General features: G+C 64.2%; 25 protein-coding genes and 1 pseudogene. 12 read left to right on the forward strand and 14 right to left on the reverse strand.

The window, feature by feature from the left end; all coding sequences use genetic code 11:
* Positions 1 to 52: 52 nt before the first annotated feature.
* Positions 53 to 1,234, forward strand: a complete 1,182-nt coding sequence (locus tag IVB18_RS09525; protein WP_247983422.1) for an IS110 family transposase — start codon at positions 53 to 55, stop codon at positions 1,232 to 1,234.
* 597 nt (positions 1,235 to 1,831) lie between these two features.
* On the opposite strand, the gene IVB18_RS09530 is transcribed toward IVB18_RS09525, so the two are convergent.
* Together IVB18_RS09530 and IVB18_RS09535 are read right to left on the reverse strand one after the other, a co-directional pair.
* Positions 1,832 to 3,184 carry a malonyl-CoA decarboxylase gene (locus IVB18_RS09530; protein WP_247988924.1) on the reverse strand — a complete coding sequence of 451 codons (1,353 nt, stop codon included), beginning with the start codon at positions 3,182 to 3,184 and terminating at the stop codon, positions 1,832 to 1,834.
* Positions 3,185 to 3,514: 330 nt separating this feature from the next.
* Positions 3,515 to 4,312, reverse strand: coding sequence for a helix-turn-helix transcriptional regulator (locus tag IVB18_RS09535; protein ID WP_247988925.1), 798 nt, complete (start codon positions 4,310 to 4,312; stop codon positions 3,515 to 3,517).
* Positions 4,313 to 4,371: 59 nt separating this feature from the next.
* Between IVB18_RS09535 and IVB18_RS09540 the strand changes: the two genes are divergently transcribed.
* Positions 4,372 to 5,544: an MFS transporter gene (locus tag IVB18_RS09540; protein WP_247988926.1), complete on the forward strand. Its 1,173-nt coding sequence runs from the start codon at positions 4,372 to 4,374 to the stop codon at positions 5,542 to 5,544.
* A gap of 607 nt (positions 5,545 to 6,151) precedes the next feature.
* On the opposite strand, the gene IVB18_RS09545 is transcribed toward IVB18_RS09540, so the two are convergent.
* The 4 genes from IVB18_RS09545 to IVB18_RS09560 all read right to left on the reverse strand — a co-directional run bounded on the left by IVB18_RS09545 (position 6,152) and on the right by IVB18_RS09560 (position 9,115).
* The gene (locus IVB18_RS09545; RefSeq protein WP_247983422.1) at positions 6,152 to 7,333 is read right to left on the reverse strand and encodes an IS110 family transposase; all 1,182 of its coding nucleotides are present in this window, start codon (positions 7,331 to 7,333) and stop codon (positions 6,152 to 6,154) included.
* Between the two features lie 113 nt (positions 7,334 to 7,446).
* A complete protein-coding gene (locus tag IVB18_RS09550) occupies positions 7,447 to 7,734 on the reverse strand; it encodes a hypothetical protein (RefSeq protein WP_247988927.1) in 288 nt (95 codons plus the stop codon).
* Positions 7,735 to 7,931: 197 nt separating this feature from the next.
* The gene (locus IVB18_RS09555; protein ID WP_247988928.1) at positions 7,932 to 8,774 is read right to left on the reverse strand and encodes a MoxR family ATPase; all 843 of its coding nucleotides are present in this window, start codon (positions 8,772 to 8,774) and stop codon (positions 7,932 to 7,934) included.
* 95 nt (positions 8,775 to 8,869) lie between these two features.
* The gene (locus tag IVB18_RS09560) at positions 8,870 to 9,115 is read right to left on the reverse strand and encodes a GlsB/YeaQ/YmgE family stress response membrane protein (RefSeq protein ID WP_148743518.1); all 246 of its coding nucleotides are present in this window, start codon (positions 9,113 to 9,115) and stop codon (positions 8,870 to 8,872) included.
* Positions 9,116 to 9,238: 123 nt separating this feature from the next.
* Between IVB18_RS09560 and IVB18_RS09565 the strand changes: the two genes are divergently transcribed.
* The 3 genes from IVB18_RS09565 (at position 9,239) to sseA (ending at position 11,893) form a co-directional block, all read left to right on the forward strand.
* Positions 9,239 to 10,414, forward strand: a complete 1,176-nt coding sequence (locus tag IVB18_RS09565; RefSeq protein WP_247988929.1) for a VWA domain-containing protein — start codon at positions 9,239 to 9,241, stop codon at positions 10,412 to 10,414.
* 63 nt (positions 10,415 to 10,477) lie between these two features.
* The gene (locus IVB18_RS09570; protein WP_247988930.1) at positions 10,478 to 10,888 is read left to right on the forward strand and encodes a rhodanese-like domain-containing protein; all 411 of its coding nucleotides are present in this window, start codon (positions 10,478 to 10,480) and stop codon (positions 10,886 to 10,888) included.
* 144 nt (positions 10,889 to 11,032) lie between these two features.
* On the forward strand, positions 11,033 to 11,893 hold the full coding sequence (sseA, locus tag IVB18_RS09575) for a 3-mercaptopyruvate sulfurtransferase (protein WP_247988931.1): 861 nt from the start codon (positions 11,033 to 11,035) through the stop codon (positions 11,891 to 11,893).
* Position 11,894: 1 nt separating this feature from the next.
* Here the strand turns inward: sseA and IVB18_RS09580 are convergent, their stop codons facing one another.
* Positions 11,895 to 12,638, reverse strand: a complete 744-nt coding sequence (locus IVB18_RS09580) for a hypothetical protein (RefSeq protein ID WP_247991590.1) — start codon at positions 12,636 to 12,638, stop codon at positions 11,895 to 11,897.
* A gap of 367 nt (positions 12,639 to 13,005) precedes the next feature.
* Between IVB18_RS09580 and IVB18_RS09585 the strand changes: the two genes are divergently transcribed.
* Both IVB18_RS09585 and IVB18_RS09590 read left to right on the forward strand, forming a co-directional pair.
* Positions 13,006 to 14,217, forward strand: a complete 1,212-nt coding sequence (locus IVB18_RS09585) for a L,D-transpeptidase (RefSeq protein WP_247988932.1) — start codon at positions 13,006 to 13,008, stop codon at positions 14,215 to 14,217.
* Positions 14,218 to 14,378: 161 nt separating this feature from the next.
* Positions 14,379 to 15,347 carry an NAD-dependent epimerase/dehydratase family protein gene (locus IVB18_RS09590; protein ID WP_247988933.1) on the forward strand — a complete coding sequence of 323 codons (969 nt, stop codon included), beginning with the start codon at positions 14,379 to 14,381 and terminating at the stop codon, positions 15,345 to 15,347.
* Between the two features lie 4 nt (positions 15,348 to 15,351).
* Here the strand turns inward: IVB18_RS09590 and IVB18_RS09595 are convergent, their stop codons facing one another.
* Together IVB18_RS09595 and IVB18_RS09600 are read right to left on the reverse strand one after the other, a co-directional pair.
* Complete coding sequence (locus tag IVB18_RS09595; RefSeq protein WP_247988934.1) at positions 15,352 to 16,314, reverse strand: D-2-hydroxyacid dehydrogenase family protein; 963 nt, start codon at positions 16,312 to 16,314, stop codon at positions 15,352 to 15,354.
* Positions 16,315 to 16,443: 129 nt separating this feature from the next.
* Entirely contained in the window at positions 16,444 to 16,659 is a 216-nt protein-coding gene (locus IVB18_RS09600; RefSeq protein ID WP_247988935.1) for a hypothetical protein, read from the reverse strand.
* Between the two features lie 234 nt (positions 16,660 to 16,893).
* Between IVB18_RS09600 and ettA the strand changes: the two genes are divergently transcribed.
* Positions 16,894 to 18,543, forward strand: coding sequence for an energy-dependent translational throttle protein EttA (ettA, locus tag IVB18_RS09605; RefSeq protein WP_247988936.1), 1,650 nt, complete (start codon positions 16,894 to 16,896; stop codon positions 18,541 to 18,543).
* Positions 18,544 to 18,813: 270 nt separating this feature from the next.
* Here the strand turns inward: ettA and IVB18_RS09610 are convergent, their stop codons facing one another.
* Positions 18,814 to 19,071 carry a BrnA antitoxin family protein gene (locus tag IVB18_RS09610; RefSeq protein WP_247988937.1) on the reverse strand — a complete coding sequence of 86 codons (258 nt, stop codon included), beginning with the start codon at positions 19,069 to 19,071 and terminating at the stop codon, positions 18,814 to 18,816.
* Positions 19,058 to 19,357 (reverse strand): BrnT family toxin, encoded by a 300-nt coding sequence (locus IVB18_RS09615; protein ID WP_247988938.1) that lies wholly within the window; start codon positions 19,355 to 19,357, stop codon positions 19,058 to 19,060. The genes IVB18_RS09610 and IVB18_RS09615 overlap by 14 nt, the downstream gene beginning before the upstream one ends.
* Positions 19,358 to 19,461: 104 nt before the next feature.
* On the opposite strand from IVB18_RS09615, the gene IVB18_RS09620 reads away from it, so the two are divergent.
* Entirely contained in the window at positions 19,462 to 20,646 is a 1,185-nt protein-coding gene (locus IVB18_RS09620; protein WP_247991591.1) for a lytic murein transglycosylase, read from the forward strand.
* Between the two features lie 78 nt (positions 20,647 to 20,724).
* Here IVB18_RS09620 and IVB18_RS09625 read toward each other — a convergent pair whose 3' ends face one another.
* Together IVB18_RS09625 and IVB18_RS09630 are read right to left on the reverse strand one after the other, a co-directional pair.
* Positions 20,725 to 21,009, reverse strand: a complete 285-nt coding sequence (locus IVB18_RS09625; protein WP_247988939.1) for a hypothetical protein — start codon at positions 21,007 to 21,009, stop codon at positions 20,725 to 20,727.
* Between the two features lie 211 nt (positions 21,010 to 21,220).
* A complete protein-coding gene (locus IVB18_RS09630) occupies positions 21,221 to 21,577 on the reverse strand; it encodes a hypothetical protein (protein WP_247988940.1) in 357 nt (118 codons plus the stop codon).
* 145 nt (positions 21,578 to 21,722) lie between these two features.
* On the opposite strand from IVB18_RS09630, the gene IVB18_RS09635 reads away from it, so the two are divergent.
* The 3 genes from IVB18_RS09635 to bfr all read left to right on the forward strand — a co-directional run bounded on the left by IVB18_RS09635 (position 21,723) and on the right by bfr (position 23,071).
* Positions 21,723 to 22,010 (forward strand): hypothetical protein, encoded by a 288-nt coding sequence (locus IVB18_RS09635; protein WP_247988941.1) that lies wholly within the window; start codon positions 21,723 to 21,725, stop codon positions 22,008 to 22,010.
* 168 nt (positions 22,011 to 22,178) lie between these two features.
* On the forward strand, positions 22,179 to 22,448 hold the full coding sequence (locus IVB18_RS09640) for a (2Fe-2S)-binding protein (protein WP_247988942.1): 270 nt from the start codon (positions 22,179 to 22,181) through the stop codon (positions 22,446 to 22,448).
* A gap of 134 nt (positions 22,449 to 22,582) precedes the next feature.
* A complete protein-coding gene (gene bfr / locus IVB18_RS09645; RefSeq protein ID WP_247988943.1) occupies positions 22,583 to 23,071 on the forward strand; it encodes a bacterioferritin in 489 nt (162 codons plus the stop codon).
* 130 nt (positions 23,072 to 23,201) lie between these two features.
* On the opposite strand, the pseudogene IVB18_RS09650 reads toward bfr, so the two are convergent.
* Positions 23,202 to 23,803: pseudogene (locus IVB18_RS09650) on the reverse strand (pyridoxamine 5'-phosphate oxidase family protein).
* Between the last annotated feature and the right edge of the window lie 13 nt (positions 23,804 to 23,816).

Below are 23,816 nucleotides of genomic sequence, written 5' to 3' on the forward strand. Positions count from 1 at the left end.
CCAGGTCTGAGGCCAGACTGAGGTTGCTGAACCCCTCAACCTGGAGACGACGATGTTGCTCGATCATCCTTCCGACGGACCGACCGCTATCCGGACGCAGTTTGGCGCAATTTTTGTGTCTTTGGAACTGAGCCGTTCGACGTGGGTGATTACGTCACTTTCGCCTGGTACGGGCGAGAAGATGTCCAGGCACAGCGTCACGGCCGGCGATACGGCTGAGCTGATGAAGCTGTTTGCGGAACTCAGGCGCAAGGCGGAGGCCAGGACCCGCGAGAGCTATCCGATCATCACGATCCAGGAAGCTGGGCTGGACGGGTTCTGGCTGCACCGTGTTCTGCAACAGAACGGCATTGAGAGCCACGTGGTCGATCCCGCCTCGATTGCGACGTCGCGACGGCGGCGGCGGGCCAAGACTGACAGGCTCGATGGCGAGGCGCTGTTGCGGGCGCTTCTGGCCTACAAGCGCGGCGAGCCGCGGGTCTGTGCGATGGTGGTTGCGCCCTCGCCTGAAGAGGAGGACCGGCGCAGGCTGTGTCGCGAACGAGCGACGCTGATCGCCGAGCGCATCACGCATGTGAACCGGATCAAGGGTCTTCTGTTCGCGCAGGGGATATCCGACTACGTGCCGCTGCGGCGCAATCGGCGGGCGCGGCTTGAGGCCTTGCGCACGGGCGACGGGCGGGAGCTGCCTTCGCATTTGAAGGCGCAGATCGGCCGCGAGCTCGATCGGGTCGAACTGCTTCTGGAACAGATCAAGGCGGTCGAGGCCGCGCGAGATGCTCTGCTGGCCGCAGCCCGGAAGCCTGCAGACAAGAACGCTGCAGACAAGGTCGCGCCGGATCCGGTGGCGATGCTGCTGGCCTTGAAAGGGCTCGGCGCCAACTTTGCGGCCGTGCTCTGGTCGGAGGCGTTCTACCGGCAGTTCTCCAACCGCCGCCAGGTCGCCGCCTATGCGGGGCTTGCGGCGACGCCGTGGCAAAGCGGAGGCATCCGGCACGAGCAGGGCGTGTCGAAGGCCGGCAATCCCAGGCTGCGGACCACAATGATCCAGCTCGCCTGGCTGTGGATACGTCACCAGCCGCAGTCGGCCCTGACGCGCTGGTTCAAGGAGCGAAGCCCGCAAGGCCGCAAGCGCGCGATCGTGGCGCTGGCGCGCAAGCTTCTCGTGACCTTGTGGAAGTATGTCACCGCGGGCGAGACCATCGAGGGGGCCGTGATGAAGCCCGCCGCCTGATCCGGACCGCACCAAGCGGCGTGCTTCGCCGCCCGCGCGCAACGAAAGAACCATAACCCATCTGCCGAGGCCCGATCAGTCTCGGAAGATCCGGGTGGACGAACCGATGGATTGCATGGCTTCAAACGCCGCAACGAAGAATGGCCTCGTCCTCTCGAGCCTGCCCGCCGCAAGCGGAATCGTGGTGCAGTCGCCTTGTGCGACGACCGAATGTGAGTTTGATCTGGCAAGCAACCCAGATCGTCGAACCGGCTCGACCCTTGGATCGCAAATGCGAGGATGGCAGATGCCCTGACAGAACCGCCAACGCGAGGAGCTCCTATCGGCCCAACGCACCAAGCATGATGGCGTGCTCGCTCAACTCAAGGCCAAGCCGCTTCGCGGCGGCCCTAACAGGCCGGCCTTGACTTGATCTGCGCGCGCCATCCTGCAGAACCCGCGGTCGGGACGAAGAGGTGGCTGCAGTCGAACAAAAAGGTGACTGCTCATCCTTGACACACACATTCCCCATGTGAGCAATCCAGAATCTTTCCGCGGGGCAGACTGGATTGCTTCGCTTCGCTCGCAATGACGATATGGCGGCGAGCCGGCTGTCCCTTACGACAGCCTCATATCCAGCAACCGTCGCCCTTCGCCCTTCAGCAGCTTCTTCACCGCGCTCGAGGCGACGACCTCGCCGTCATTGGCATAGGCTTCGTGATTCTTCTCGATGTCGTCGAGGCGATAGAGGTAGTTGACCATGACGCCGGCCGACTCGCGCACGCCCTTCTGCGAGAGATCGCCGAGCCAGTTGATGCGTTCGAGCCGCGCACCGTTGCCGAGATGGAAGCGCGCAACGGAGTCGATCAGCCGTCCCTTTGGCGTGCGCGCCTTCAGGAAATAGTGGGCGGCGAGCGGCTCCAACACGGCGCGCAGTTGCGCGGTTGTCTCCGCAGTCTCGAACCATTTCGGCTCGTCGAGATGTTTCAGCATCTCGCGATCCTCGTCCGACAGCGGCAGGTCCTTGTCCTGCTTCACCCACTGCATGAACCCGGGCACCGGCGACAACGTCACGAAAGTGTCGAGCTTCGGCGTTTCGCGGCGCAGCTCCTCGACCACCTGCTTGATCAGGAAGCTGCCGAACGAGATGCCGCCCAACCCGCGCTGGGTGTTGGAGATCGAATAGAACACGGCGGTGCGCGCCCGCTCGATCGGCAGGTGCTGGCGGTCGACCGCGAGCAGCGGCGCGATCGCGCCGGGAATGGTCTCGGTCAGCGCCACCTCGACGAAGATCAGGGGCTCGTCCACCATCGCCGGATGGAAGAAGGCATAGCAGCGGCGGTCGACCGGATCGAGGCGGCGGCGCAAATCGTCCCAGTCGCTGATCTCGTGCACGGCCTCGTAACGGATGATCTTTTCGAGGATGTTGGCCGGGGTCGACCAGTCGATCCTGCGCAGCACGAGAAATCCCCTGTTGAACCACGAAGAAAGCAGATGCGACACGTCGCGGTCGAGCGCGGCGAGATCGGTGTGCCCGTTCATCATGCCGAGCAAATCGGCGCGCATCTTCACGAGGTCGCCGGTCCCGCCGGGGGCGCGGTTGAGGCGGCGGATCAGTTCCTGCCGCCGCGGCTCGGAGGCGAAATGCAGCGAACTGGCATCCTCGTCACCGGGCTTGGCGCGCCATTTTTCGATCGCCTTCGACAGTCGCTCCCGGTCCGGGCCGAAATCGCGCACCAGTGCTTCGAAGAAGGCGCGGCGTCCCGCCGCATCCAGGTCCTGGTAGAGATCGAGCACTTCGCGCGCCATCGCGGTGCCGGAGGCTTCGCCCCGGCCCGACAGCAGCGCGCCGCAGAGCTCGATCAGGCCGTCGGCGTCCTGTTTGGTGTCCGAGCCATCGCCGCGGCGAAGCAGTGTGCGGCCGCGCTCGGAGATGGTGGCGAGCAGGTCGGAGAAGAAGGCATTGGCCATCTGGGTTTTTCGAGTCCGGTGTGTGCGGTGCGGGAAGCTTACACGGGATTTAGGCGGAAGCCGATCACAATCAAGCGGAGGATTCTGCATCTTAGCTGTGCCATGCGTCCTAAGAAGGCTGTCATGCCCTGCGAAAACGGGCCGCCGGGGCAAACGCATATGACGCTTAGCGCTTGGGCGCTGAAGCCTCCACATCGTCATGGCCGGGCTTGTCCCGGCCATCCACGCCTTGCCGCAGGCGCGAAAGAACGTGGATGCCCGGGACGAGCCCGGGCATGACGACCTCCTGCATGCGGATATGCGCTTGCCATCGGGATGACAGAGGCTGCCTCAGCTCTTCCCCGCAAACGCCGTCGGCGTCCGGCCCGTGACCTGGCGGAAGGCGGCCGAGAAAGCGGGCACGCTGGCATAGCCGAGCTGGGCGGCGAGCTGCTTGACCGAGACATTGGCTTCGGTCGACAGCCTTTCCATCGCCGCCGCGATGCGGGCGCGCTGGCACCAGCTTTTGAAGCTCAATTGTGTCTGCGTGGAGAATAGCCGCGACAGCGTGCGTGCGGAGGTTCCGACCTCGCGCGCCAGCGTGTCGATGTCGTGCAGCCCGGTGGGATCGTCGAGCACGATCATCGCGGCGCGGCGGCAGCGCGGCTCGCGCGGCAGCGGCACGAAGGTCGCGGAATCCTCGGCCTGGTGCAATTCCAGCATCACCAGGCGCACCAGGAGCTCGGTACGCTCTTGCGTATTGCTGGGATCAAATAGCGCGAGGATCGCCTGGTGCAGCAGCGGCGACACCCTCACCACGAACTCCTTGGTCAGGCCTTGATAGCGCTGCCCGCTTTTCAGCCAGGGTAGGTCGAAATACAGCGTGCGCATCTCGATATCGGCGAGCACGTCGATGGCGTGCTCGAGCCCGGCCGGAACCCAGACCGCGCGGTCCGGCGGCACCAGCCAGCGGCCCTTGGGCGTCGTCACCTGCATGGTGCCCTTGGCGGCATAGACCAGCTGCGCCTCGCGATGCATGTGCGGGTCGAGCCGCAAGCCTTTGGGGTAGTCGCGCGCGACCAGGTGTACGCCCGCGGTCGAGCGGTGGTTTCCCTGAACCTTCCGGATTGGCGTTTCGACGACACTCATTGGCAGCATCCCATCATTGCTCCGACATATAACCGATTTTGGAACAGGAGAGGATTCGGATGAACAGCCCCAGCCGGGTGATCGGCTTCGTCAACACAGGCCATTTCATCGACCATTATGCGATGCTGATCTTTGCCGCCGCCGTGATCATCATGGGGCCGGCGCTCGGCATGGCTTATTCGGAGCTGCTGCCTTACGCGACGCCGGGTTTTATCGCCTTCGGCGCAGGATCGCTGCTTACTGGCTGGCTTGGCGACCGCTGGAGCCGCCGCCACATGATGCTGATCTTCTTCATCGGCATTGGCGCAGCCATGATCTCGGTCGGCTTCGTGCAGACGCCGCCGCAGCTCGGCGCCGCGTTGTTTGCGATCGGCATCTTCGCCTCGATCTACCACCCCGTCGGCACTGCGATGATCGTGTCCTATGCCGACAAGCTCGGCCGCGAGATGGGGCTGAACGGCGTCTGGGGCAATCTCGGCGTTGCCTCCTCGGCGCTGGTCACCGGCGTGATCGGCCAATATTTCGGCTGGCGCTTTGCCTTCATCGTTCCCGGAATCGTCACGATCCTGATCGGCATCGCTTTTGCGATGATGATCGTGCATGAGGATCGCAAGGGCTCGAAGCAGGCGGCGGCGCAGGCACGCGTGGCGAAGCAGGATATGTGGCGCGTGATCCTGGCCTTGCTGATCGTGGTGATCGCGATCTCCACGACCTTCAACGCGGTCACCGTCGCGCTGCCAAAACTGTTCGCGGAGCGGCTTGCCGATCTCACCAAAAGCCCGGCGCTGCTCGGCGTGATCGCCGCCTGCGTCTACGTGTTCGGTGCGATGACGCAGTATACGATCGGCCGGCTGCTCGACCACTATTCGCTCAAGGTGGTGGCGCTGCCGCTGTCCTTCATGCTGGCGCCGTTCCTGTATCTTGCGGCGAGCCTGTCCAATCTGCCGTTGATCCTGGTCTCGATCGGCATCGTCATGGGCGCGTTCGGACAGGTCACGGTCAACGATGCCATGGTCGGCAAATACACCACCGAAGAATGGCGCTCGCGCGCCTATGCGGTGCGCTACTTCGTCGGCTTCACCGCAGCCGGTGCTTCGGTTGGCCTGGTCGCCTGGCTCTACGAGCAGGGCGGCTTCGTCACCATGCTGCACGCCTTCGCCGCGCTCTGCCTGCTCGCGATCGCAGCCGCGATCATCCTGCCGCGCGAGATCAGGACGCCACAGCCGGCCTGACCGGTTTGTCGTGAGGTAGTCGGCTCGCCCCACATCGTCATTGCGGGCAGCGCAGCAATCCAGAATCTTTCCGCGGCGGCAGTCTGGATTGCTCACATGGGGAATGTGTATGTCAAGGATGAGCAGTCACCTTTTTGTTCGACTGCAGCCACCTCTTCGTCCCGACCGCGGGTTCTGCAGGATGGCGCGCGCAGATCAAGTCAAGGCCGGCCTGTTAGGGCCGCCGCGAAGCGGCTTGGCCTTGAGTTGAGCGAGCACGCCATCATGCTTGGTGCGTTGGGCCGATAGGAGCTCCTCGCGTTGGCGGTTCTGTCAGGGCATCTGCCATCCTCGCATTTGCGATCCAAGGGTCGAGCCGGTTCGACGATCTGGGTTGCTTGCCAGATCAAACTCACATTCGGTCGTCGCACAAGGCGACTGCACCACGATTCCGCTTGCGGCGGGCAGGCTCGAGAGGACGAGGCCATTCTTCGTTGCGGCGTTTGAAGCCATGCAATCCATCGGTTCGTCCACCCGGATCTTCCGAGACTGATCGGGCCTCGGCAGATGGGTTATGGTTCTTTCGTTGCGCGCGGGCGGCGAAGCACGCCGCTTGGTGCGGTCCGGATCAGGCGGCGGGCTTCATCACGGCCCCCTCGATGGTCTCGCCCGCGGTGACATACTTCCACAAGGTCACGAGAAGCTTGCGCGCCAGCGCCACGATCGCGCGCTTGCGGCCTTGCGGGCTTCGCTCCTTGAACCAGCGCGTCAGGGCCGACTGCGGCTGGTGACGTATCCACAGCCAGGCGAGCTGGATCATTGTGGTCCGCAGCCTGGGATTGCCGGCCTTCGACACGCCCTGCTCGTGCCGGATGCCTCCGCTTTGCCACGGCGTCGCCGCAAGCCCCGCATAGGCGGCGACCTGGCGGCGGTTGGAGAACTGCCGGTAGAACGCCTCCGACCAGAGCACGGCCGCAAAGTTGGCGCCGAGCCCTTTCAAGGCCAGCAGCATCGCCACCGGATCCGGCGCGACCTTGTCTGCAGCGTTCTTGTCTGCAGGCTTCCGGGCTGCGGCCAGCAGAGCATCTCGCGCGGCCTCGACCGCCTTGATCTGTTCCAGAAGCAGTTCGACCCGATCGAGCTCGCGGCCGATCTGCGCCTTCAAATGCGAAGGCAGCTCCCGCCCGTCGCCCGTGCGCAAGGCCTCAAGCCGCGCCCGCCGATTGCGCCGCAGCGGCACGTAGTCGGATATCCCCTGCGCGAACAGAAGACCCTTGATCCGGTTCACATGCGTGATGCGCTCGGCGATCAGCGTCGCTCGTTCGCGACACAGCCTGCGCCGGTCCTCCTCTTCAGGCGAGGGCGCAACCACCATCGCACAGACCCGCGGCTCGCCGCGCTTGTAGGCCAGAAGCGCCCGCAACAGCGCCTCGCCATCGAGCCTGTCAGTCTTGGCCCGCCGCCGCCGTCGCGACGTCGCAATCGAGGCGGGATCGACCACGTGGCTCTCAATGCCGTTCTGTTGCAGAACACGGTGCAGCCAGAACCCGTCCAGCCCAGCTTCCTGGATCGTGATGATCGGATAGCTCTCGCGGGTCCTGGCCTCCGCCTTGCGCCTGAGTTCCGCAAACAGCTTCATCAGCTCAGCCGTATCGCCGGCCGTGACGCTGTGCCTGGACATCTTCTCGCCCGTACCAGGCGAAAGTGACGTAATCACCCACGTCGAACGGCTCAGTTCCAAAGACACAAAAATTGCGCCAAACTGCGTGCGGATAGCGGTCGGTCCGTCGGAAGGATGATCGAGCAACATCGTCGTCTCCAGGTTGAGGGGGTCAGCAACCTCAGTCTGGCCTCAGACCTGGTCGCTATCCACTCCCCATGGAATCTTCGCTGCGCTAGGAAGAAACTGCTGGAGAACTGGCGTCAGGCGGCCTCTGGCGTTGGCTGGAGTTGGACGGAGAAGCCGAGCTTTTTGAGGCCAGCGACCAGTCGGTTCGCTTTGACCTCGTTGGGCCGGCGATCGAAGTGGGCGGCGCCGAGGTCACGATGCTCGGTGCCGTCCTTGAGGATGTGGTAGATGGCGGTGAGGAGCGAGGCGGCGACGGCGCAGATGGCTTTTTGTGGCCCGCGTCTGGCCTGTAATCGGTAGAATTGAGCTCGATAGTAGCTGTTCTTGGTGCGCTTGGCGGCCCAGGCACATTGAACAAGCATCGTCTTGAGCCACGGTGCTCCCTTGCGCAGGCGCGAGGACTTGCATTTGCGCACTTGCGCACTGGGGCGGGCGATCCAGTATTCTAGAGGCGGTTGTGATTCAGCCGAGAGGCCGCGGCGTACTGGATTCCCCGCTTTCGCGGGAAATGACGGCGGAGGTTGGGGCGGCAGCAGTGCGCCGACGCAAAGGCCGCCGCCTACACTTCCCGCCGGCTCAAAAACGCCAGCCGCTCGAACAGATGCACGTCCTGCTCGTTCTTGAGCAGCGCGCCGTGCAGCGGCGGGATCAGTTTTCGCGGGTCGCGCTCGCGGAGCTGTTCCGGGGTCATCTCTTCGTTGAGCAGCAGCTTCAGCCAATCGAGCAGCTCGGAGGTCGACGGCTTCTTCTTCAAGCCGGGCACCTCGCGCACCTCGAAGAAGATGCGCAGCGCTTCTTCGACCAGGCGCTTCTTGATGTTGGGGAAGTGGACGTCGACGATGCGCCCCATGGTGTCAGCGTCGGGGAATTTGATGTAGTGGAAGAAGCAGCGGCGCAGGAACGCGTCCGGCAGCTCCTTCTCGTTGTTGGAGGTGATCATCATGATCGGGCGCTGCTGCGCCTTGATCGTCTCGCCGGTCTCGTAGACATGGAATTCCATGCGGTCGAGCTCGAGCAGAAGGTCGTTGGGAAACTCGATGTCGGCCTTGTCGATCTCGTCGATCAAGAGCACCGGGCGCTGCTCGGCGGTGAAGGCGTCCCACAGCTTGCCGCGCTTGATGTAGTTCTTGATGTCGGACACCCGCGCGTCGCCGAGCTGGCTGTCACGCAGGCGCGACACCGCGTCATATTCGTAGAGGCCCTGCTGCGCCTTGGTGGTGGACTTGATGTGCCAGGTCAGAAGCGGCGCGTTCAGCGCCTTCGCCACTTCCTCGGCCAGCACCGTCTTGCCGGTGCCGGGCTCACCCTTGATGAGCAGCGGGCGCTCCAGCACGATCGAGGCGTTGACCGCGACCTTGAGATCGTCGGTCGCAACATAGTCCTTGGTGCCGGTAAATTTCATCGCACGTCCTTGTTGGTCGTCGGCACGAGGCGCTGCCCCGGTCGCGACATGGGAACGGCCGCGCGAGGCGGCCGTTCCTGGGTTCGGTCAGGCTTTCAGGCTCGTTTTATCAGCGAAAGGATGACGAGCACAATCACCGCGCCGATGGTGGCGCTGAGGATGTCGCGGATCATGCCGCCGCCGAGGCTGACGCCGAGCTGAGGCAGCACCCAGCCTGCGACGAGCGCGCCGATGATGCCGACCACGATATTGCCGATCAGTCCAAATCCCGCCCCGTGGACAATCTTGCCCGCGAGCCACCCAGCGATCGCGCCGATGATCAGTGCCGCGATAATTCCCATCGAAAACGCCCCCAAAAGAAAGTCACAAGTCCGGCAATTCTAGAGCAAAAACCCTCCCGGTCCAGGGCTCCGCCGTCGCTGGCGCCCCTTGACGCGGGCCATCCGACGGGCAATCTGTCACCCATGTTCCTGCAATTCTTCACCTCTCTGCGCGATGCGCAGGTCCCCGTGACGCTGCGCGAATACCTCACGCTGATGGAGGCGCTGGACGCCGACCTCGCGGACTACACCGTCGAGAATTTCTACTACCTATCGCGCACCTCGCTGGTGAAGGACGAGCGCAACCTCGACAAGTTCGACCGCGTGTTCGGCACCGTGTTCAAGGGGCTGGAAAGCCTGCTCGACGCGATGGAGGGGGCCGAGATCCCCGAGGAGTGGCTGAAGAAGCTCGCCGAGAAATACCTCACCGAGGAAGAGAAGAAGCAGATCGAGGCCATGGGCTGGGACAAGCTCATGGAGACGCTGAAGAAGCGGCTTGAGGAGCAGAAGGGCCGGCACCAGGGCGGCAGCAAATGGATCGGCACGGCCGGCACCTCGCCGTTCGGCGCCCATGGCTACAATCCCGAAGGCGTCCGCATCGGCCAGGAGAAGAACCGCAACAACCGCGCCGTGAAGGTGTGGGACAAGCGCGAGTTCAAGGATCTCGACGGCAATGTCGAGCTCGGCATCCGCAACATCAAGGTGGCGCTGCGCCGCCTGCGCAAGTTCGCACGCACCGGCGCGCCGGACGAGCTCGATCTCGACACCACCATCCGCGAGACCGCCAATCACGGCTATCTCGACGTCCACATGCGCCCCGAGCGGCGCAACGCGGTGAAGCTCCTGGTGTTCTTCGACATCGGCGGCTCGATGGACGCGCATATCGAGCAGGTCGAGGAATTGTTCTCGGCGGCGAAGAGCGAGTTCAAGCACATGGAGTATTTCTACTTCCACAACTGCCTCTATGAAGGCGTGTGGAAGCAGAACAAGCGGCGCTTCACCGACCGCACGCCGACCTGGGACGTGCTGCACAAATACCCGCACGACTACAAGATCGTGTTCGTCGGCGATGCCTCGATGAGCCCTTACGAGATCATGGTGCCCGGTGGCTCGGTCGAGCATGTCAACGAGGAGCCGGGCTCGGTCTGGCTCGATCGCATCATCCGCACCTATCCGCATTCGGTGTGGCTCAACCCGGTCGCTCAGAAACACTGGGACTATTCGGAATCCACTACCATCATCCGCCGCATCTTCGCCAACCGCATGTTCCCGATCACCATCGAGGGGCTTGAGGGCGCGATGAAGGAATTGACGCACTAGCTCCTCGTCATTCCGGGCTCGCGCTTCGCGTGCCCCGGAATGACGAAAGAGAAGGGAAGAACCATGCCCCAGACCATCACCCGCGGCATCAAGGCGCTGATCGACGAGGCCAATGCCGAGATCGAGACGCTCACCGCCAAGGACGCCATCGAAATCTCAAAGAACGGCGACGTCGTTATCGTCGACATCCGCGACCCCCGCGAGATCGAGCGCGACGGCCGCATCCCCGGTGCGTTCGCCTGCACCCGCGGCATGCTCGAATTCTGGATTGATCCGCAGAGCCCGTATGCGAAGCCGGTGTTCCAGGAGGACAAGAAGTTCGTATTCCACTGCGCCGGGGGCTTGCGCTCCGCGCTCGCCGCCAAGACCGCGCAGGACATGGGCCTCAAGCCCGTTGCCCACATCGCCGGCGGCTACGCCGCCTGGCGCGATGCCGGCGGCCCGGTCGAGCAGTGGGAGCCGAAGAAAAAGTAAGGATTGCGCTTAGCTTCCACCGCTGTCATTCCGGGACGCGACGAAGTCGCGAACCCGGAATCCATTGTGCGGCGGAGTTGGTGGATGAATGGATTCCGGGCTCGCGCTGCGCGCGCCCCGGAATGACGACAAGGAGTTGCTTGAATGACTACCACCCCCACCGATCCCCTCGTCTCCACCGAATGGCTCGCCGCCCACTTCAACGACGCCAACGTGAAGGTGCTCGACGCCAGCTTCAAGCTGCCTGGCGTGCTGCCGCTGCCGAAGGACGACTATCTCGCCGCGCATCTGCCGGGCGCCGTGTTCTTCGACGTCGACGTAGTGTCGGATCATTCCAACCCGCTGCCTCACATGTTTCCGAGCGCCGAGCAGTTTGGCCGCGACGCCGGCCATCTCGGCATCTCCAATGCCGACACCGTCGTGATCTACGATGCCGGCGGCTGGGTCGCCGCTCCGCGCGCGTGGTGGATGTTCCTGTCCTATGGCCACAGCGATGTCCGTATCCTCAATGGCGGCCTGAAGAAGTGGCGCAGTGAGGGCCGTCCCGTCGACAGCGGCGAGGTGAATGCGAAGCCGGCGACATTCAAGGCGAACTACGATGCCAAGCGCGTGCGCAACATCGAACAGATGATCGCGAATGTCGAAAGCCGCGCCGAGCAGGTGATCGACGCGCGCGCCGGCGATCGCTTCGAGGGCCGTGCGCCCGAGCCGCGGCCGGGCATCCGTTCCGGCCACATCCCCGGCGCCTGCAACGTGCCCTACAATCTGCTGTTCGATGCCGCGACAGGGACGATGAAGCCGCTCGACGATCTGCGGGCCGCCTTCACCGGGGCCGGCGTCAAGCTCGATGCGCCGATCGTGACGAGCTGCGGCTCCGGCGTCTCGGCCGGCGTGCTGACGCTCGCGCTCTATCGCCTCGGCATCACCGACACCGCGCTCTATGACGGCTCCTGGTCGGAATGGGGCCAGGCCGGCGGCCCGCCGGTCGCGACGGGGCCGGCGTAGCCTACTGCCGAGCGCGCGCGGTTGCTGTCGCCGCGAGCGCCGGCTGCTGCGGCGCGAACGGATCGTAGGTCTGTTGAACAGGAGGCGGCGGGCGCCGCACGATCCGGTGCCGCTTCTTCGCGCGGTGCGCGCGCGGCTTGTCGGCCTTCTCTGGCGCAATGCTGGCGGCCTTGGCCTTCGCGGGCGGATCCTTCCAGGCCATCGTCGCGGGATCGTTCAGCGCGGCGACCCTCGCGTTCGCGATCTCGAGCGCCGACGATGCCAGGGCAGCGCCGGTCGCAGCCGACGGCGGTTCGCCGACGGCGGCAGCCTTGTCCGCGGGAACGGATGCCGTGGTGTCGGCCGTGGTGAGCGTGTCGGTGGAAGCTGACGCGGTGGTCTCCGTGTTTGCTGGTTCGGCCGGCGGCGCGGCCTCAGTGACCTGCGGCTCGGCCTGTGCACGCGTCTCGCTCGTCACGGCCATCTCCTCAGGCTCGCTTGCCGGCAGCGCGATGGTCGGAACCTGATCCCGCAGCGACGGCGCGGGCTCCGCCGCCTCCGGTTCGGCGCGCAGTGCCGCGAGCACCGGCTGCGCCGGTTCGGACGCCTGCGCGAACACCTGCTCCTGCGGACCGTTCCGCCAGGAGGGGGTGCTGACATACTGCTCATGGGTCGCCCGCAGCAGCGCGGCGGCGCCGAGACCGAACACCAGGATGGAGGTTGACAGCAGGATCGCGGCAAGCAGGAAGCGAAAGCCGGGAAGCATCGACGGGTTACGAATTTCCGCCCCGGCAGTGTGGTCGCCCGGGCCCTTGAGCCATCTGAACGCGGTGACGGTACTGACTGCCGCGTTCGCCACGCGGGATCGGAGCTCAAAGCGGTGGCGAATCAGGCTGATTCGACCATATCGCAACGCTTTCGCGCCGTTCTGTAAAATTCGGGGCCGACGACTCCGGCAATCTACGGCGTGATGCGATTTCCGCCCCGTGATGCAACGGAGCAACGGTGCCTCAGGGGATCACAAATTGGCAAATCGGGCGCAAATCAGCCTGTGATGTCTTGAATGTGCCGCTATCTTCGGTCATGTGCCGTTAACGGTCCGGTTGGGCCCGGGGACTTATACAAGAGCGATGATGATCAAACATTTTCTGACGATATGCGCTGCCGCAACAGTCGCTGCGGCGGGAACCTCGCTCGTACACGCCCAGAGCTATCCGGTGCAGCAGGCGCCGGGCTATGGCGCCCCGGCCGAATATCGCCCCGGCGACCGCACGCCGAACTTCGACGCGCTGGAAGATGACGACGACGGCATGCCGCCGGCTTCCGCGGCGCTGCCGCCGCCCGGTCCGGGCGGCCCGATGATGTCGCCGAATGATCCGCGCTACGGCCGTCCGGCTGGCGCGCCAGTCTATTCCGCTGCCCCGCCGCAGGGCCCGGTGATGTCGCCGGACGATCCCCGTTATGGCCGTCCTGCTGGCGCCCCGGTCTACTCGGCCGCTCCGCCGCAGGGCCCGGTGGTGTCGCCCGACGATCCTCGCTATGGCCGTCCCGCCGGCCCGCCGGCGGTGATCTATGCCGACCGTCCGGCCCAGGCGCCCGCCGGCGACGGCCTGCGTCCCCCGGAGGCGGTCGGTGGCCCGGCCGCGACCGGAGCCGTCTCGCAGCAGCCCGCCCTCGGTGCCGATGGCCGGCCGATGTCGATCGCCTCGCTGCCGCCCGAGGAGCAGCCCGACGCCGCTCCGGCGCAGTTGCCACAGAACCTGCGCCGTCAGGAAGTCTCGCTGGCTACCAAGGAGCCGGCCGGAACGCTCATCGTCGATACCCCGAACACCTACCTCTATTACGTCCTCGGCAATGGCCGTGCGATCCGCTACGGCGTTCGCGTCGGCCGCGACGGCTTCACCTGGACCGGCGTGCAGAAGATCACGCGGAAGGCCGAGTGGCCGGATTGGCATCCGCCGACGGAAATGATCGAGCGCCAGCCCTATCTGCCGCGCTTCATGGCCGGTGGCCCCGGCAATCCGCTCGGCGCTCGCGCGATGTATCTCGGCTCGACCGTCTACCGCATCCACGGCACCAATCAGCCCTCGACGATCGGCAAGTTCGTCTCCTCCGGCTGCATCGGCATGCTGAACGATGACGTCTCTGACCTCTTTGATCGGGTCAAGGTCGGCACCCGCGTGGTGGTGATGCCGGGTGGTCCGTCGCCGGGAACCGCAACCGCATCCGCAGCGCCCATCCCCGGCGCCGCTGGTCCGGCTCCGATGGCCGCCCAGGCCGGTCCGGTCGGGGGCACCCAGCCGACGGTGGTGCCGCCGCTGCCCGCGCCGGTCACCGTGCGCTGAACCGGCCTTGCAGGAATTGATCTGATTGCGGCGCGTGAACTTCGGTCACGCGCCGTAGTCATTTGACGCATGCGCGCATGTCTTACTTGCGCATGCCTTACTTGAACGGCTCCGCACCTCGATTACGTCCAAGATGATTGCAACGAATTGAGGAGCACAGGATGCGCGTCTTTGTTGCGGGCGCGACCGGCGCGGTCGGTCAATATCTTGTTCCGGCGCTGGTCGCCGCGGGTCATTCCGTGATTGGCACGACACGGAGTGCCGCAAAAACAGACTTTGTGCGTCGATTGGGTGCGGAGCCGGTCGTCGCCGACGGCCTCGATGCCGACAGCATGCGCGCTGCGGTGATTGCGGCAAAGCCCGATGCGGTCATCCACCAGATGACAGATCTCGCGGGCGCCACGGACCTCCGTCATTTCGATCGGGCTTTCGCGCGAACCAACGAGCTCCGCACGCGCGGAACCGACATTCTGCTCACTGCCGCACGCGAGGCCGGCGCCAAGCGCTTCATCGCGCAAAGCTTCTGCGGCTGGACCTTCAGTCGCGCCGGGGGAACGGTGAAGACCGAGACCGATGAACTCGACCCGCATCCGCCGCAAGAGCTGCGACGCACGCTCGAGGCAATCCAGTATCTGGAGCGAAGCGTCACCGCATCAACGACGCCAGAGGGCATCGTGCTGCGCTATGGATTCTTCTATGGACCTGGCACCGGCACGCTCTCGCCGGCGATGATCGACCAGCTGCGCCACCGGCGTGTGCCAGTGATCGGCGATGGCGGCGGCATGTGGTCGTTCATTCACACCGAAGATGCCGCCTCTGCCACGCTTGCCGCGGTTGAACACGGACGCGCTGGCAGCATCTACAACATCGTCGACGATCATCCGGCGCAGGTGAAGGATTGGTTGCCCGCGCTGGCCGAACTGCTTGGTGCCAAGCCGCCGCGTCACATTCCCGCTTGGCTCGGGCGCCTGCTTGCGGGCGAGCATATGGTTGCGATGATGACAGAGGTGCGCGGGGCATCCAACGACAAGGCAAAGCGCGAACTCGGCTGGCTGCCGGCGCATGCCTCCTGGCGCGACGGCTTTGCCGATGCGGCAAGGCAGCCCACCAGCCACCGCTCGGCGGCCTGAGGCATCAGGCCAGCTTACGCGGCAGCTCGCTGCCCTTGGTCCAGGCGTCGATCGCCTCGACCATCTGGCCGTAATGGATGCGCAATCCGTCCTCGGTCGCGTAGCCGAGATGCGGCGTCAGCACGATGTTGTCGAGCTTGCGGAAGGGATGATCGACAGGCAGTGGTTCGACCGAGAACACGTCGATGCCGGCGCCCGCAATCTTCTTCTGCTGCAGCACTTCGAGCAGCGCGGCCTCATCGACGATCGGCCCGCGCGCGGTGTTGACGAGGAAGGCCGTGGGCTTCATCCGCGCGAGATCGTCGCGGCCGACCAGCCCCCGCGAGCGTTCGCTCAGCACCACGTGGATGGTGATGATGTCTGCCTTGGCGAACAGCTCTTCCTTGCTGGCGTAGCCGACACCAGCCTCCTTGCACTTCTCGGGCGTCAGGTTCGGACTCCAGGCGATCACGTTCATGCCGAACGCTTTCGCTATGCCCGCCATCTTGCTGCCGAGCTTGCCGAGTCCGATGATGCCGAGCGTGCGACCCTCGATCTCGATTCCCGCAAAGGTCTGCCAGGGCTCGCCGGCATGCATGCGCGCATTCTCGCGCCCGATGCCGCGGGTCAGTTCAAGGATCAGGCCCATGGCGAGCGGGGCGGTGGGATCGCGGGAATATTGCGTGCCGCCGATGGCTACGTTGCGCGCCTTCGCGGCCTCCATGTTGATCGACGCATTGCGCATGCCGGACGTCAGCAGCAGCTTCAGCTTCGGCAGCGCCTCGAACAGGCTCTTCGGGAATGCGGTGCGTTCGCGCATCGCGCAGATGATCTCGAAATCACCGAGCGCGTCGGCCGCAGCCCGCTCCGATGCAAAGGGATGGCTGAACATGGTGACGTCGATGCGGTCGGCGAGTTTTTGCCAGTCGGCGACGTCGAGGGCGAGGTTGAAATAGTCGTCGAGAATTGCACAGCGCAGCCGCGTCATCAGCTTCATCCATGGCGAGTGGTGGCGGCGCAGGCGGGGCGCCATCGTCGGAACCGGGCCATGGTTGCGCGCAATCAGAGCCGCGCGCAAGCCGCTCGCGCCTTCAAAGATCCGATAGGGGAGAAGGGCTCAGAGGTCGCGGGCCTTCAGGCGGAACGGCGCATCCATGCCGTGCTTGGCGCGCCAGGCGGGGCCGGGCCCGCGCATGTAGTGGAGTTCCGGGCGATAGGGGTTGAACGCGGTGGCGAAGCAGCGCTTCCAGAAGCCCGTGATCTCCGTGACGAGTCCGGAAGCGCTGGCGGCTTGTGCCGGAACGGCGATGGAAGTGGTCTCGATCATAGCCATGATACGGCCTCGCTGTTCTCCCCGCCCGTTCTGCGCGGGTGGCGCTTTTTTCAGCGCTGAGGCGAGCTTTGGCCTGATTTATTAAAAGATGGTTTCAATTGTCCGGATCGGCGGCGGGATGGTGTCCGTTCCGTATTCATCCGTGGTGAACGGAGGGAAAACATTGCCCTTTGGGGGCGGGATCGCTACATCGGCGGCAAGCAAATTTCCTCAAATCGAAGGTTTTCGGGACCGATGGCGCGCCAGTTCATCTATTTCATGCAGGGCCTGACCAAGAGCTACCCGACCCGGAAGGTGCTCGACAACATCCATCTGAGCTTCTACCCGGACGCCAAAATCGGCGTGCTCGGCGTCAACGGCTCGGGCAAGTCGACGCTGCTCAAGATCATGGCCGGCCTCGACAAGGAGTACAACGGCGAGGCATGGGTCGCCCAGGGCGCCCGCGTCGGCTATCTCGAACAGGAGCCGCATCTCGATGCCAAGCTGTCCGTGCGCGAGAACGTCATGCTGGGCGTCGCCAAGCAGAAGGCCATCCTCGATCGCTACAATGAGCTGGCGATGAATTACTCCGAGGAGACCGCCGACGAGATGACCAAGCTGCAGGACGAGATCGAGGCCCAGGGCCTCTGGGATCTCGACAGCAAGGTCGACCAGGCCATGGACGCGCTGCGCTGTCCGCCCGACGATGCCGACGTGACGAAACTCTCCGGCGGTGAGCGCCGCCGCGTCGCGCTGTGCAAGCTGCTGCTCGACCAGCCCGAACTGTTGCTGCTGGACGAACCGACCAACCATCTCGATGCCGAGTCGGTGTCGTGGCTCGAAGGCCATTTGCGCAATTATCCGGGCGCGATCCTGATCGTCACCCATGATCGCTACTTCCTCGACAACGTCACGAGCTGGATTCTCGAGCTCGACCGCGGCAAGGGGATTCCCTACGAGGGCAATTACTCGTCCTGGCTCGTGCAGAAGCAGAAGCGGCTCGAGCAGGAAGGCCGCGAGGACGCTGCGCACCTGAAGACGCTGTCTCGCGAGCAGGAGTGGGTCGCCTCGTCGCCGAAGGCGCGGCAGGCCAAGTCCAAGGCGCGCTATCAGCGCTACGAGGATCTGCTCAAGCAGGCGAGCGACAAGCAGACCCAGACCGCGCAGATCGTCATTCCCGTCGCCGAGCGGCTCGGCGCCAATGTCGTCGACTTCGAAGGCCTCAGCAAAGGCTTTGGCGAGCGCCTCCTGATCGACGATCTCACCTTCAAGCTGCCGCCCGGCGGCATCGTCGGCGTGATCGGCGCCAACGGCGCCGGCAAGACCACGCTATTCAAGATGATCACCAAGCAGGACGCGCCGGACAAGGGCACCATCACGGTCGGCGAGACCGTGCATCTCGGCTATGTCGACCAGTCGCGCGACGCGCTCGAGGGCAACAAGAACGTGTGGGAGGAGATCTCAGGCGGCAACGAATTGATCCTGCTCGGCAAGAAGGAAGTCAATTCGCGCGGCTACTGCTCGGCGTTCAACTTCAAGGGTGCCGACCAGCAGAAGAAAGTCGGCGCGCTGTCAGGCGGTGAGCGCAACCGCGTGCATCTCGCCAAGATGCTGAAGTCCGGCGCCAACGTCTTGCTGCTCGACGAGCCGACCAACGACCTCGACGTCGACACGCTGCGCGCGCTCGAAGAGGCGCTGGAGGATTTCGCCGGCTGCGCCGTCATCATCAGCCATGATCGCTGGTTCCTCGACCGCATCGCCACCCACATCCTCGCTTTCGAGGGTGACAGCCATGTCGAATGGTTCGAGGGCAACTTCCAGGACTACGAGAAGGACAAGATGCGCCGTCTCGGCCAGGACAGCATCATCCCGCATCGCGTGAAGTACAAGAAGCTGACGCGGTGATCAGCCGGCCTCGCAGGTTGCCAAACCTGTCGAGGAAAGCGTGGGCGCGGGGCGTCGCGTGATGAATGAATTGCTTTGCCTCGTGTAGCCGAAGCCCTTCGAATTGACGGGAGCGCTGTTCCGAGATCAGCGCGCCTCCGCGGGCAGATCGACGAGCGTTGCGACCGTCCGCGACGAAGATGTGGTTGCCGAAATAGTCTTTGGTCGGTTTGATCCAGCGAGCACGGAAGCCGAGGTCAGCGTATACCCGCGATTGGCTGTAAGGTTCGGTTACTTCACCTTCTCCGCCAACCACATCTTGATCAGCGACTGATACGGGACGTCGCGCTTGTTGGCGGCCACTTTGATCTGCTCAAGCAGACCCAGCGGCAGTCGAATTGAAATCGCTGTCGTCGAAGGCTTGAGATTTGGAAAGCGCACGCGTTCTGCCTTGCTCCAATCGACGTAATCGGCGGAGTCATGCGTTTCCCAGAACTTGCGTTCCTCGGCTTCGGTCTTGAAGGCGGGAATTGATTTAAGCTTGATCATAAGCCTTCTTCTCCTTTCGGTGCATGTCTCGCGCCGATATTATCCGGATCAAGGTTCCATCCTGTCGGAGAGTGAAAGTGATATGCAGCGGACGGTTTTGCGCTGTTTTTCCCAACGCATTGAAACGCGTCTCTGTTGCACTATGCTTTGAATCCTCGACAACGATCAGCGGATCGTTGAAGAAGACCCCTTCCGCTTCAGCTTGACTGACGTCATGCTTATCCGCGCTCTTGCGGCTGTTGCCGTCGTCCCAGTCAAAACCTGCGATCTGGTCAAGGTCGATCATATGTATATATTCAATATATACAGAGTGAGATGTCGATGCAATATCGCTCCTTGTTCGGACGTTGGGAAAGCGCGCTAGGCTGGTTCTTGCTCGCGGCGGCCGTGATGCTGCCTTTTCCCGCCCGCGCCGCCGACGCCGCCTTCACGCAGTTCATCGCCACGCTTTGGCCGGAGGCGCAAGCCGCCGGCGTGTCGCGCGCGACGTTTGACGAACAGACGCGCGGACTCGAGCCCGATTACAAGCTGCCCGATCTGATCTTGCCGGGACGGCCCGCGACCGGTGCGCCGTCGCAGGCCGAGTTCGTGCAGGTGCCCGCCGACTACGTCAAGGAGACGTCGATCGCGCGCCTTGCCGGCGAGGGACAGCGGCTGCTGCAAAAATATCGCCCTGCGCTGACCCAAATCGAGAAGAGCTCGGGGGTGCCCGCGACCGTGATGCTCGCGATCTGGGGCCGCGAAACCGACTACGGCCGCTACACGCTGCCTTATGATCTGGTGCGCGTGCTGGCGACGCAGGCCTATGTCGGCCGCCGCAAGGACACGTATCGCAACGAGTTCATCCTCGCGCTGAAGATCCTGGGTGAGGGCGTGGTGACCCGCAAGGACATGCGCTCGTCCTGGGCCGGCGCCACCGGGCTCACGCAATTTTTGCCGTCGGAGTACTACAAGCACGGCGTCGATTTCGACGGTGACGGCCGCATCGATATCTGGCACTCGGTGCCGGACGCGCTGGCGTCAGCCGCGCAGCAGCTCGTCAACAAAGGCTGGCAGAGCGGCGTGCGCTGGGCCTATGAGGTGCAGGCGCCGGCGAAGGTCGATTGCACGACCGGCGTTCCGGAAGTGACGAAGCCGATCGGCCAATGGTTGCGCGAGGGCTTCGTGCCGGTGCGCGGGCAACGCCTGAGCGCCGCCGAACAGGCGCAGCCTGCCTCACTGTTGCAGCCGGAAGGCATCTACGGCCCGTCGTTCCTGACCACCAAGAACTACTTCGTCATCAAGGAATACAATTTCTCCGACCTCTACGTGCTGTTCGTGGGTCATCTCGGCGACCGCATGATGAGTCCGCTGCCGTTCGCCACGCCGTGGTCGACCTCGAAGCAATTGCGAACGAAGGATGTCGAGACCATGCAGCGTGGGCTCACGCGCATCGGGCTCTACAAGGACAAGCTCGACGGCAAGGCCGGCATGCAAACCCGCGCCGCGCTCGGCGCCTATCAGAAGTCGGCCGGCCTGAAGGTCGATTGCTGGCCGAGCGAAGAGGTGCTGCGTTCGATCCAGGCCGCGCGATAGCGCGCGCCAAAGAAAAAGCCCGGCCGAGAGGCTCTCGGCCGGGCTTCGATCGCGGCGCATATGCGCCGTGCAATCGGATCAGTAGCAGACGCGAACCGGGCGAACGACCCAGCCGTAGCCGTCCCAGTAACGCTGACGCTGCCAGTAGCAGGGCGGGGGCGGCGGGCCGGGCTCGGCCACATAAACCGGGCCGCCATAGGCGGGACGGCTCGACGCGATGGCGCCGCCGACGATCGCGCCGCCGATCAGGCCAGCCGCGATGCCGACGCCGACGCCGTCATGGGCCTGGGCCGACGGTGTGGCGGTGACCAGCGAACCGGCGACCGTCGCAACCGTGAGGGCGGCAATTAAAGTCTTCTTCATGCTCTTGGCTCTCCTGAGAGATGGACGCACCTTGTTAGGAGCGCCCGGGGTTCAAAGGTTCACGCACACTCTGATGGAATTGGCCTTGCAGCTAGGAAGCGCGCAAATGGTCAATCCACGGTAAACGCACACGGAGCTGTGACGAGAAAAAGCGGTCTTTTTCGGGCCCCGAGATGAACAGCGCTTCCGTAGTGAACCGGTCTACGGCGTCTTAGCCACAGACTCTGACGCGACGGACGCGCCAGGCGTAGCCGTCCCAGAAGCGTTGCTTCTGCCAGACGCAGCTGCTGCCGTAGTCATCGTCGGCGACGTAGCCGGGGCCCGGCGCGTAGTAGCGGGGCGGATAGTAGCCGGGGCCATAGGAGTAACCCGGACCATAGGAGTAGCCCGGACCATAGGCGTAGCCGGGTCCGTAATTATACGGAGAAGCCAGTGCGCCGCCGACAATGGCGCCGCCGATAATACCGGCGGCCACGCCCGCAGCGACGCCGCGCTGCGCGTGGGCGGGCCCCGCGGCCGAGAGGGCCAGCACGACGGCGGCAGCGGCTGTCAGGAGCGATTTCTTCATAGGCTCGACCTTTCACACACGAGAACACGGAACTCCTGCGGCTAAGGTTCCATACTTCGTTTGAATGATCAATGAACGGCACCTTTGCCGGGGGCGACCAATTGAACCAATTGATATGGGAAGTAGCTCCGCCACGGAGGCGATGATGGGCAGTACGCTGATGAACACCCTGATTGCGGCTGGGATCGTCTTCGCGATTGGTTATGGCTGGATCACCCATGTCCAGAACCGCGGCCAGCGGCGCTCGCGCGCCGGCGCGGGCGGGGATAGCGACAGCTATTCGGCGACGAGTGATGGCTTTTCGCTGGGAAGCTGGTTTTCGAGCGATAGCTCGAGCAGCTCGATCGACAGCGGAAGCTGCTCCGGCGGCGATAGCGGCGGAGGTGGGGATTGCGGAGGCGGCGACGGTGGTGGGGGCGGTGGCGGCGACTAGTAGTCTTTGGCGCGGCCACTTGATCCAACGCAACGCTGCATTTTAGAGCCGTTCTAGGCTGGTTCCGGGCCAGTTTGGAATAGCTTCAAATATCGGTTTTTCCTTTTGCATCCGGCCGGGCCCTTAAATATCGATACTGGCGCATCACCAAAGGGCCCGCCGCTTTCCATGATCGTCTGTTCCTGTAACGTGCTGAGCGATGACGACATCCGCGCCGCCGTCGCCGAGTCCGACGACGCCATGCGCCATGCCAAGCAGGTCTATGGATGCCTCGGCTGTAGCGCCGAATGCGGTCGCTGCGCGCGCACGATCAAGACCATCATCGACGAAGCGCTTGGCCCCTGCGCCAGGTCCTGCTGTTCCGGTTGCCCGCACGGCCAGGTGGCGGCGAACGACGAAACGGCCGAGCCCGCTGAATTCGCCCTCGCGGCCTGCTGAAATTCCTCCGTACCGTCGGCTGAGCTTATCCCCGGCGGCGTCCCCGTAGGCCGTTGCCCTCGTCCGCAAACTGTTTTAGAAGCGTTCTAAATTCGGTCTCCGGCCGGATTGGACTGCAAGAGCTGGAGTGAACCATGCAGGGCGACGCAAAAGTCATCGACTATCTCAACAAGTCACTGCGTCACGAGCTGACTGCAATCAACCAGTACTGGCTGCACTATCGCTTCCTCGACAATTGGGGCCTCCGGGACATGGCCAAGGTCTGGCGCAAGGAGTCCATCGAGGAGATGGAGCACGCCGACAAGCTCACCGAGCGCATCCTGTTCTTCGACGGTTTTCCGAACATGCAGGTGCTCGATCCCCTGCGCATCGGCCAGAACGTCAAGGAGATCATCGAGTGCGATCTCGCCGCCGAGATGAGCGCGCGCGCGCTCTACCAGGAAGCGGCGACCTACTGCCACAGCGTCAAGGACTATGTCACGCGCGACTTGTTCGAGAAGCTGATGAGCGACGAGGAGCACCACATCGACTTCCTCGAAACCCAGCTCGATTTGATCGGCCGCATCGGCCTCGAGCTCTACACCCAGAAGCACGTCGGTGGGCTCGAGGGCGAGGGGCATTAAGCCCTGGCTGCGCTCTCTCCATTCGTCATGGCCGGGCTTGTCCCACGGCTGTCCACGTGCTGCCCCCAACGAAGACGTGGATGCCCGGGACCAAGCCCGGGCGCCGGTCTGTTTGCGGCACGAAGCCCGCCTACAGCTGCGTCCTATAGCGCGCTTCCACCACGTCCTGGCCGTCGGGCTCGCCCAGGCTGGTCTGCTGGTGGATGACCTCGGTGATGCTCGGCATCACCGAGCGCGGCACCTTGTCCGGCGACCACAGCTTCGAGCGCATCAGCGCCTTGCCGCAGTGGAAATAGACTTCGCTGACGGCGACGCTCAACACCGCGCGCGGCGGCTTGCCGAATTCCACCATGGAGGCGAGCAGATCCGGATCGGCCGACAGCGTGGCGCGTCCGCCCACGCGCAACGTCTCGTCGATGCCGGGCACGAAGAATAGCAGATGCACGAAGCCCGAGCCTTCGACGACGTTCCGAAAACTGTCGATCCGGTTGTTGCCGGAGCGGTCGGGCATCAGCAGGCGGTTGGGGTCGGCGACATGAACGAAGCCCGTACTGCCGCCGCGCGGCGATGCGTCGACGCTGCCATCGGTGCCCGAGGTCGCGAGCACGCAGAACGGCGACATCTCGATGAATCTCTTCGCATGCGCATCGATCGCGGGACGCGCCTTCGCGATACGCGCGGGCTCGGCTTTGCATAGATGGTGGCGAGGTCTTCGGCGCAAAGGTCGGTCAACGGCGTGCCTCCA

Origin of the sequence: Bradyrhizobium sp. 186, from assembly GCF_023101685.1 — a bacterium.
GTDB lineage: Bacteria > Pseudomonadota > Alphaproteobacteria > Rhizobiales > Xanthobacteraceae > Bradyrhizobium.

Excerpts from the sequence above, each read along its gene's own strand:
- IVB18_RS09635 (WP_247988941.1), top strand. The coding sequence starts at position 21,723 with ATGGGCAGTACGCTGATGAACACCCTGATTGCGGCTGGGATCGTCTTC.
- IVB18_RS09590 (WP_247988933.1), top strand. The coding sequence starts at position 14,379 with ATGCGCGTCTTTGTTGCGGGCGCGACCGGCGCGGTCGGTCAATATCTT.
- IVB18_RS09545 (WP_247983422.1), bottom strand. The coding sequence starts at position 7,333 with ATGTTGCTCGATCATCCTTCCGACGGACCGACCGCTATCCGCACGCAG.
- IVB18_RS09615 (WP_247988938.1), bottom strand. The coding sequence starts at position 19,357 with ATGATCGACCTTGACCAGATCGCAGGTTTTGACTGGGACGACGGCAAC.
- IVB18_RS09535 (WP_247988925.1), bottom strand. The coding sequence starts at position 4,312 with ATGAGTGTCGTCGAAACGCCAATCCGGAAGGTTCAGGGAAACCACCGC.
- IVB18_RS09625 (WP_247988939.1), bottom strand. The coding sequence starts at position 21,009 with ATGAAGAAGACTTTAATTGCCGCCCTCACGGTTGCGACGGTCGCCGGT.
- IVB18_RS09630 (WP_247988940.1), bottom strand. The coding sequence starts at position 21,577 with ATGAAGAAATCGCTCCTGACAGCCGCTGCCGCCGTCGTGCTGGCCCTC.
- IVB18_RS09595 (WP_247988934.1), bottom strand. The coding sequence starts at position 16,314 with ATGACGCGGCTGCGCTGTGCAATTCTCGACGACTATTTCAACCTCGCC.
- IVB18_RS09525 (WP_247983422.1), top strand. The coding sequence starts at position 53 with ATGTTGCTCGATCATCCTTCCGACGGACCGACCGCTATCCGGACGCAG.
- IVB18_RS09530 (WP_247988924.1), bottom strand. The coding sequence starts at position 3,184 with ATGGCCAATGCCTTCTTCTCCGACCTGCTCGCCACCATCTCCGAGCGC.
- bfr (WP_247988943.1), top strand. The coding sequence starts at position 22,583 with ATGCAGGGCGACGCAAAAGTCATCGACTATCTCAACAAGTCACTGCGT.
- ettA (WP_247988936.1), top strand. The coding sequence starts at position 16,894 with ATGGCGCGCCAGTTCATCTATTTCATGCAGGGCCTGACCAAGAGCTAC.
- IVB18_RS09580 (WP_247991590.1), bottom strand. The coding sequence starts at position 12,638 with ATGCTTCCCGGCTTTCGCTTCCTGCTTGCCGCGATCCTGCTGTCAACC.
- IVB18_RS09560 (WP_148743518.1), bottom strand. The coding sequence starts at position 9,115 with ATGGGAATTATCGCGGCACTGATCATCGGCGCGATCGCTGGGTGGCTC.
- IVB18_RS09565 (WP_247988929.1), top strand. The coding sequence starts at position 9,239 with ATGTTCCTGCAATTCTTCACCTCTCTGCGCGATGCGCAGGTCCCCGTG.
- IVB18_RS09570 (WP_247988930.1), top strand. The coding sequence starts at position 10,478 with ATGCCCCAGACCATCACCCGCGGCATCAAGGCGCTGATCGACGAGGCC.
- IVB18_RS09540 (WP_247988926.1), top strand. The coding sequence starts at position 4,372 with ATGAACAGCCCCAGCCGGGTGATCGGCTTCGTCAACACAGGCCATTTC.
- IVB18_RS09640 (WP_247988942.1), top strand. The coding sequence starts at position 22,179 with ATGATCGTCTGTTCCTGTAACGTGCTGAGCGATGACGACATCCGCGCC.
- sseA (WP_247988931.1), top strand. The coding sequence starts at position 11,033 with ATGACTACCACCCCCACCGATCCCCTCGTCTCCACCGAATGGCTCGCC.
- IVB18_RS09585 (WP_247988932.1), top strand. The coding sequence starts at position 13,006 with ATGATCAAACATTTTCTGACGATATGCGCTGCCGCAACAGTCGCTGCG.
- IVB18_RS09620 (WP_247991591.1), top strand. The coding sequence starts at position 19,462 with ATGCTGCCTTTTCCCGCCCGCGCCGCCGACGCCGCCTTCACGCAGTTC.
- IVB18_RS09610 (WP_247988937.1), bottom strand. The coding sequence starts at position 19,071 with ATGATCAAGCTTAAATCAATTCCCGCCTTCAAGACCGAAGCCGAGGAA.
- IVB18_RS09550 (WP_247988927.1), bottom strand. The coding sequence starts at position 7,734 with ATGCTTGTTCAATGTGCCTGGGCCGCCAAGCGCACCAAGAACAGCTAC.
- IVB18_RS09600 (WP_247988935.1), bottom strand. The coding sequence starts at position 16,659 with ATGGCTATGATCGAGACCACTTCCATCGCCGTTCCGGCACAAGCCGCC.
- IVB18_RS09555 (WP_247988928.1), bottom strand. The coding sequence starts at position 8,774 with ATGAAATTTACCGGCACCAAGGACTATGTTGCGACCGACGATCTCAAG.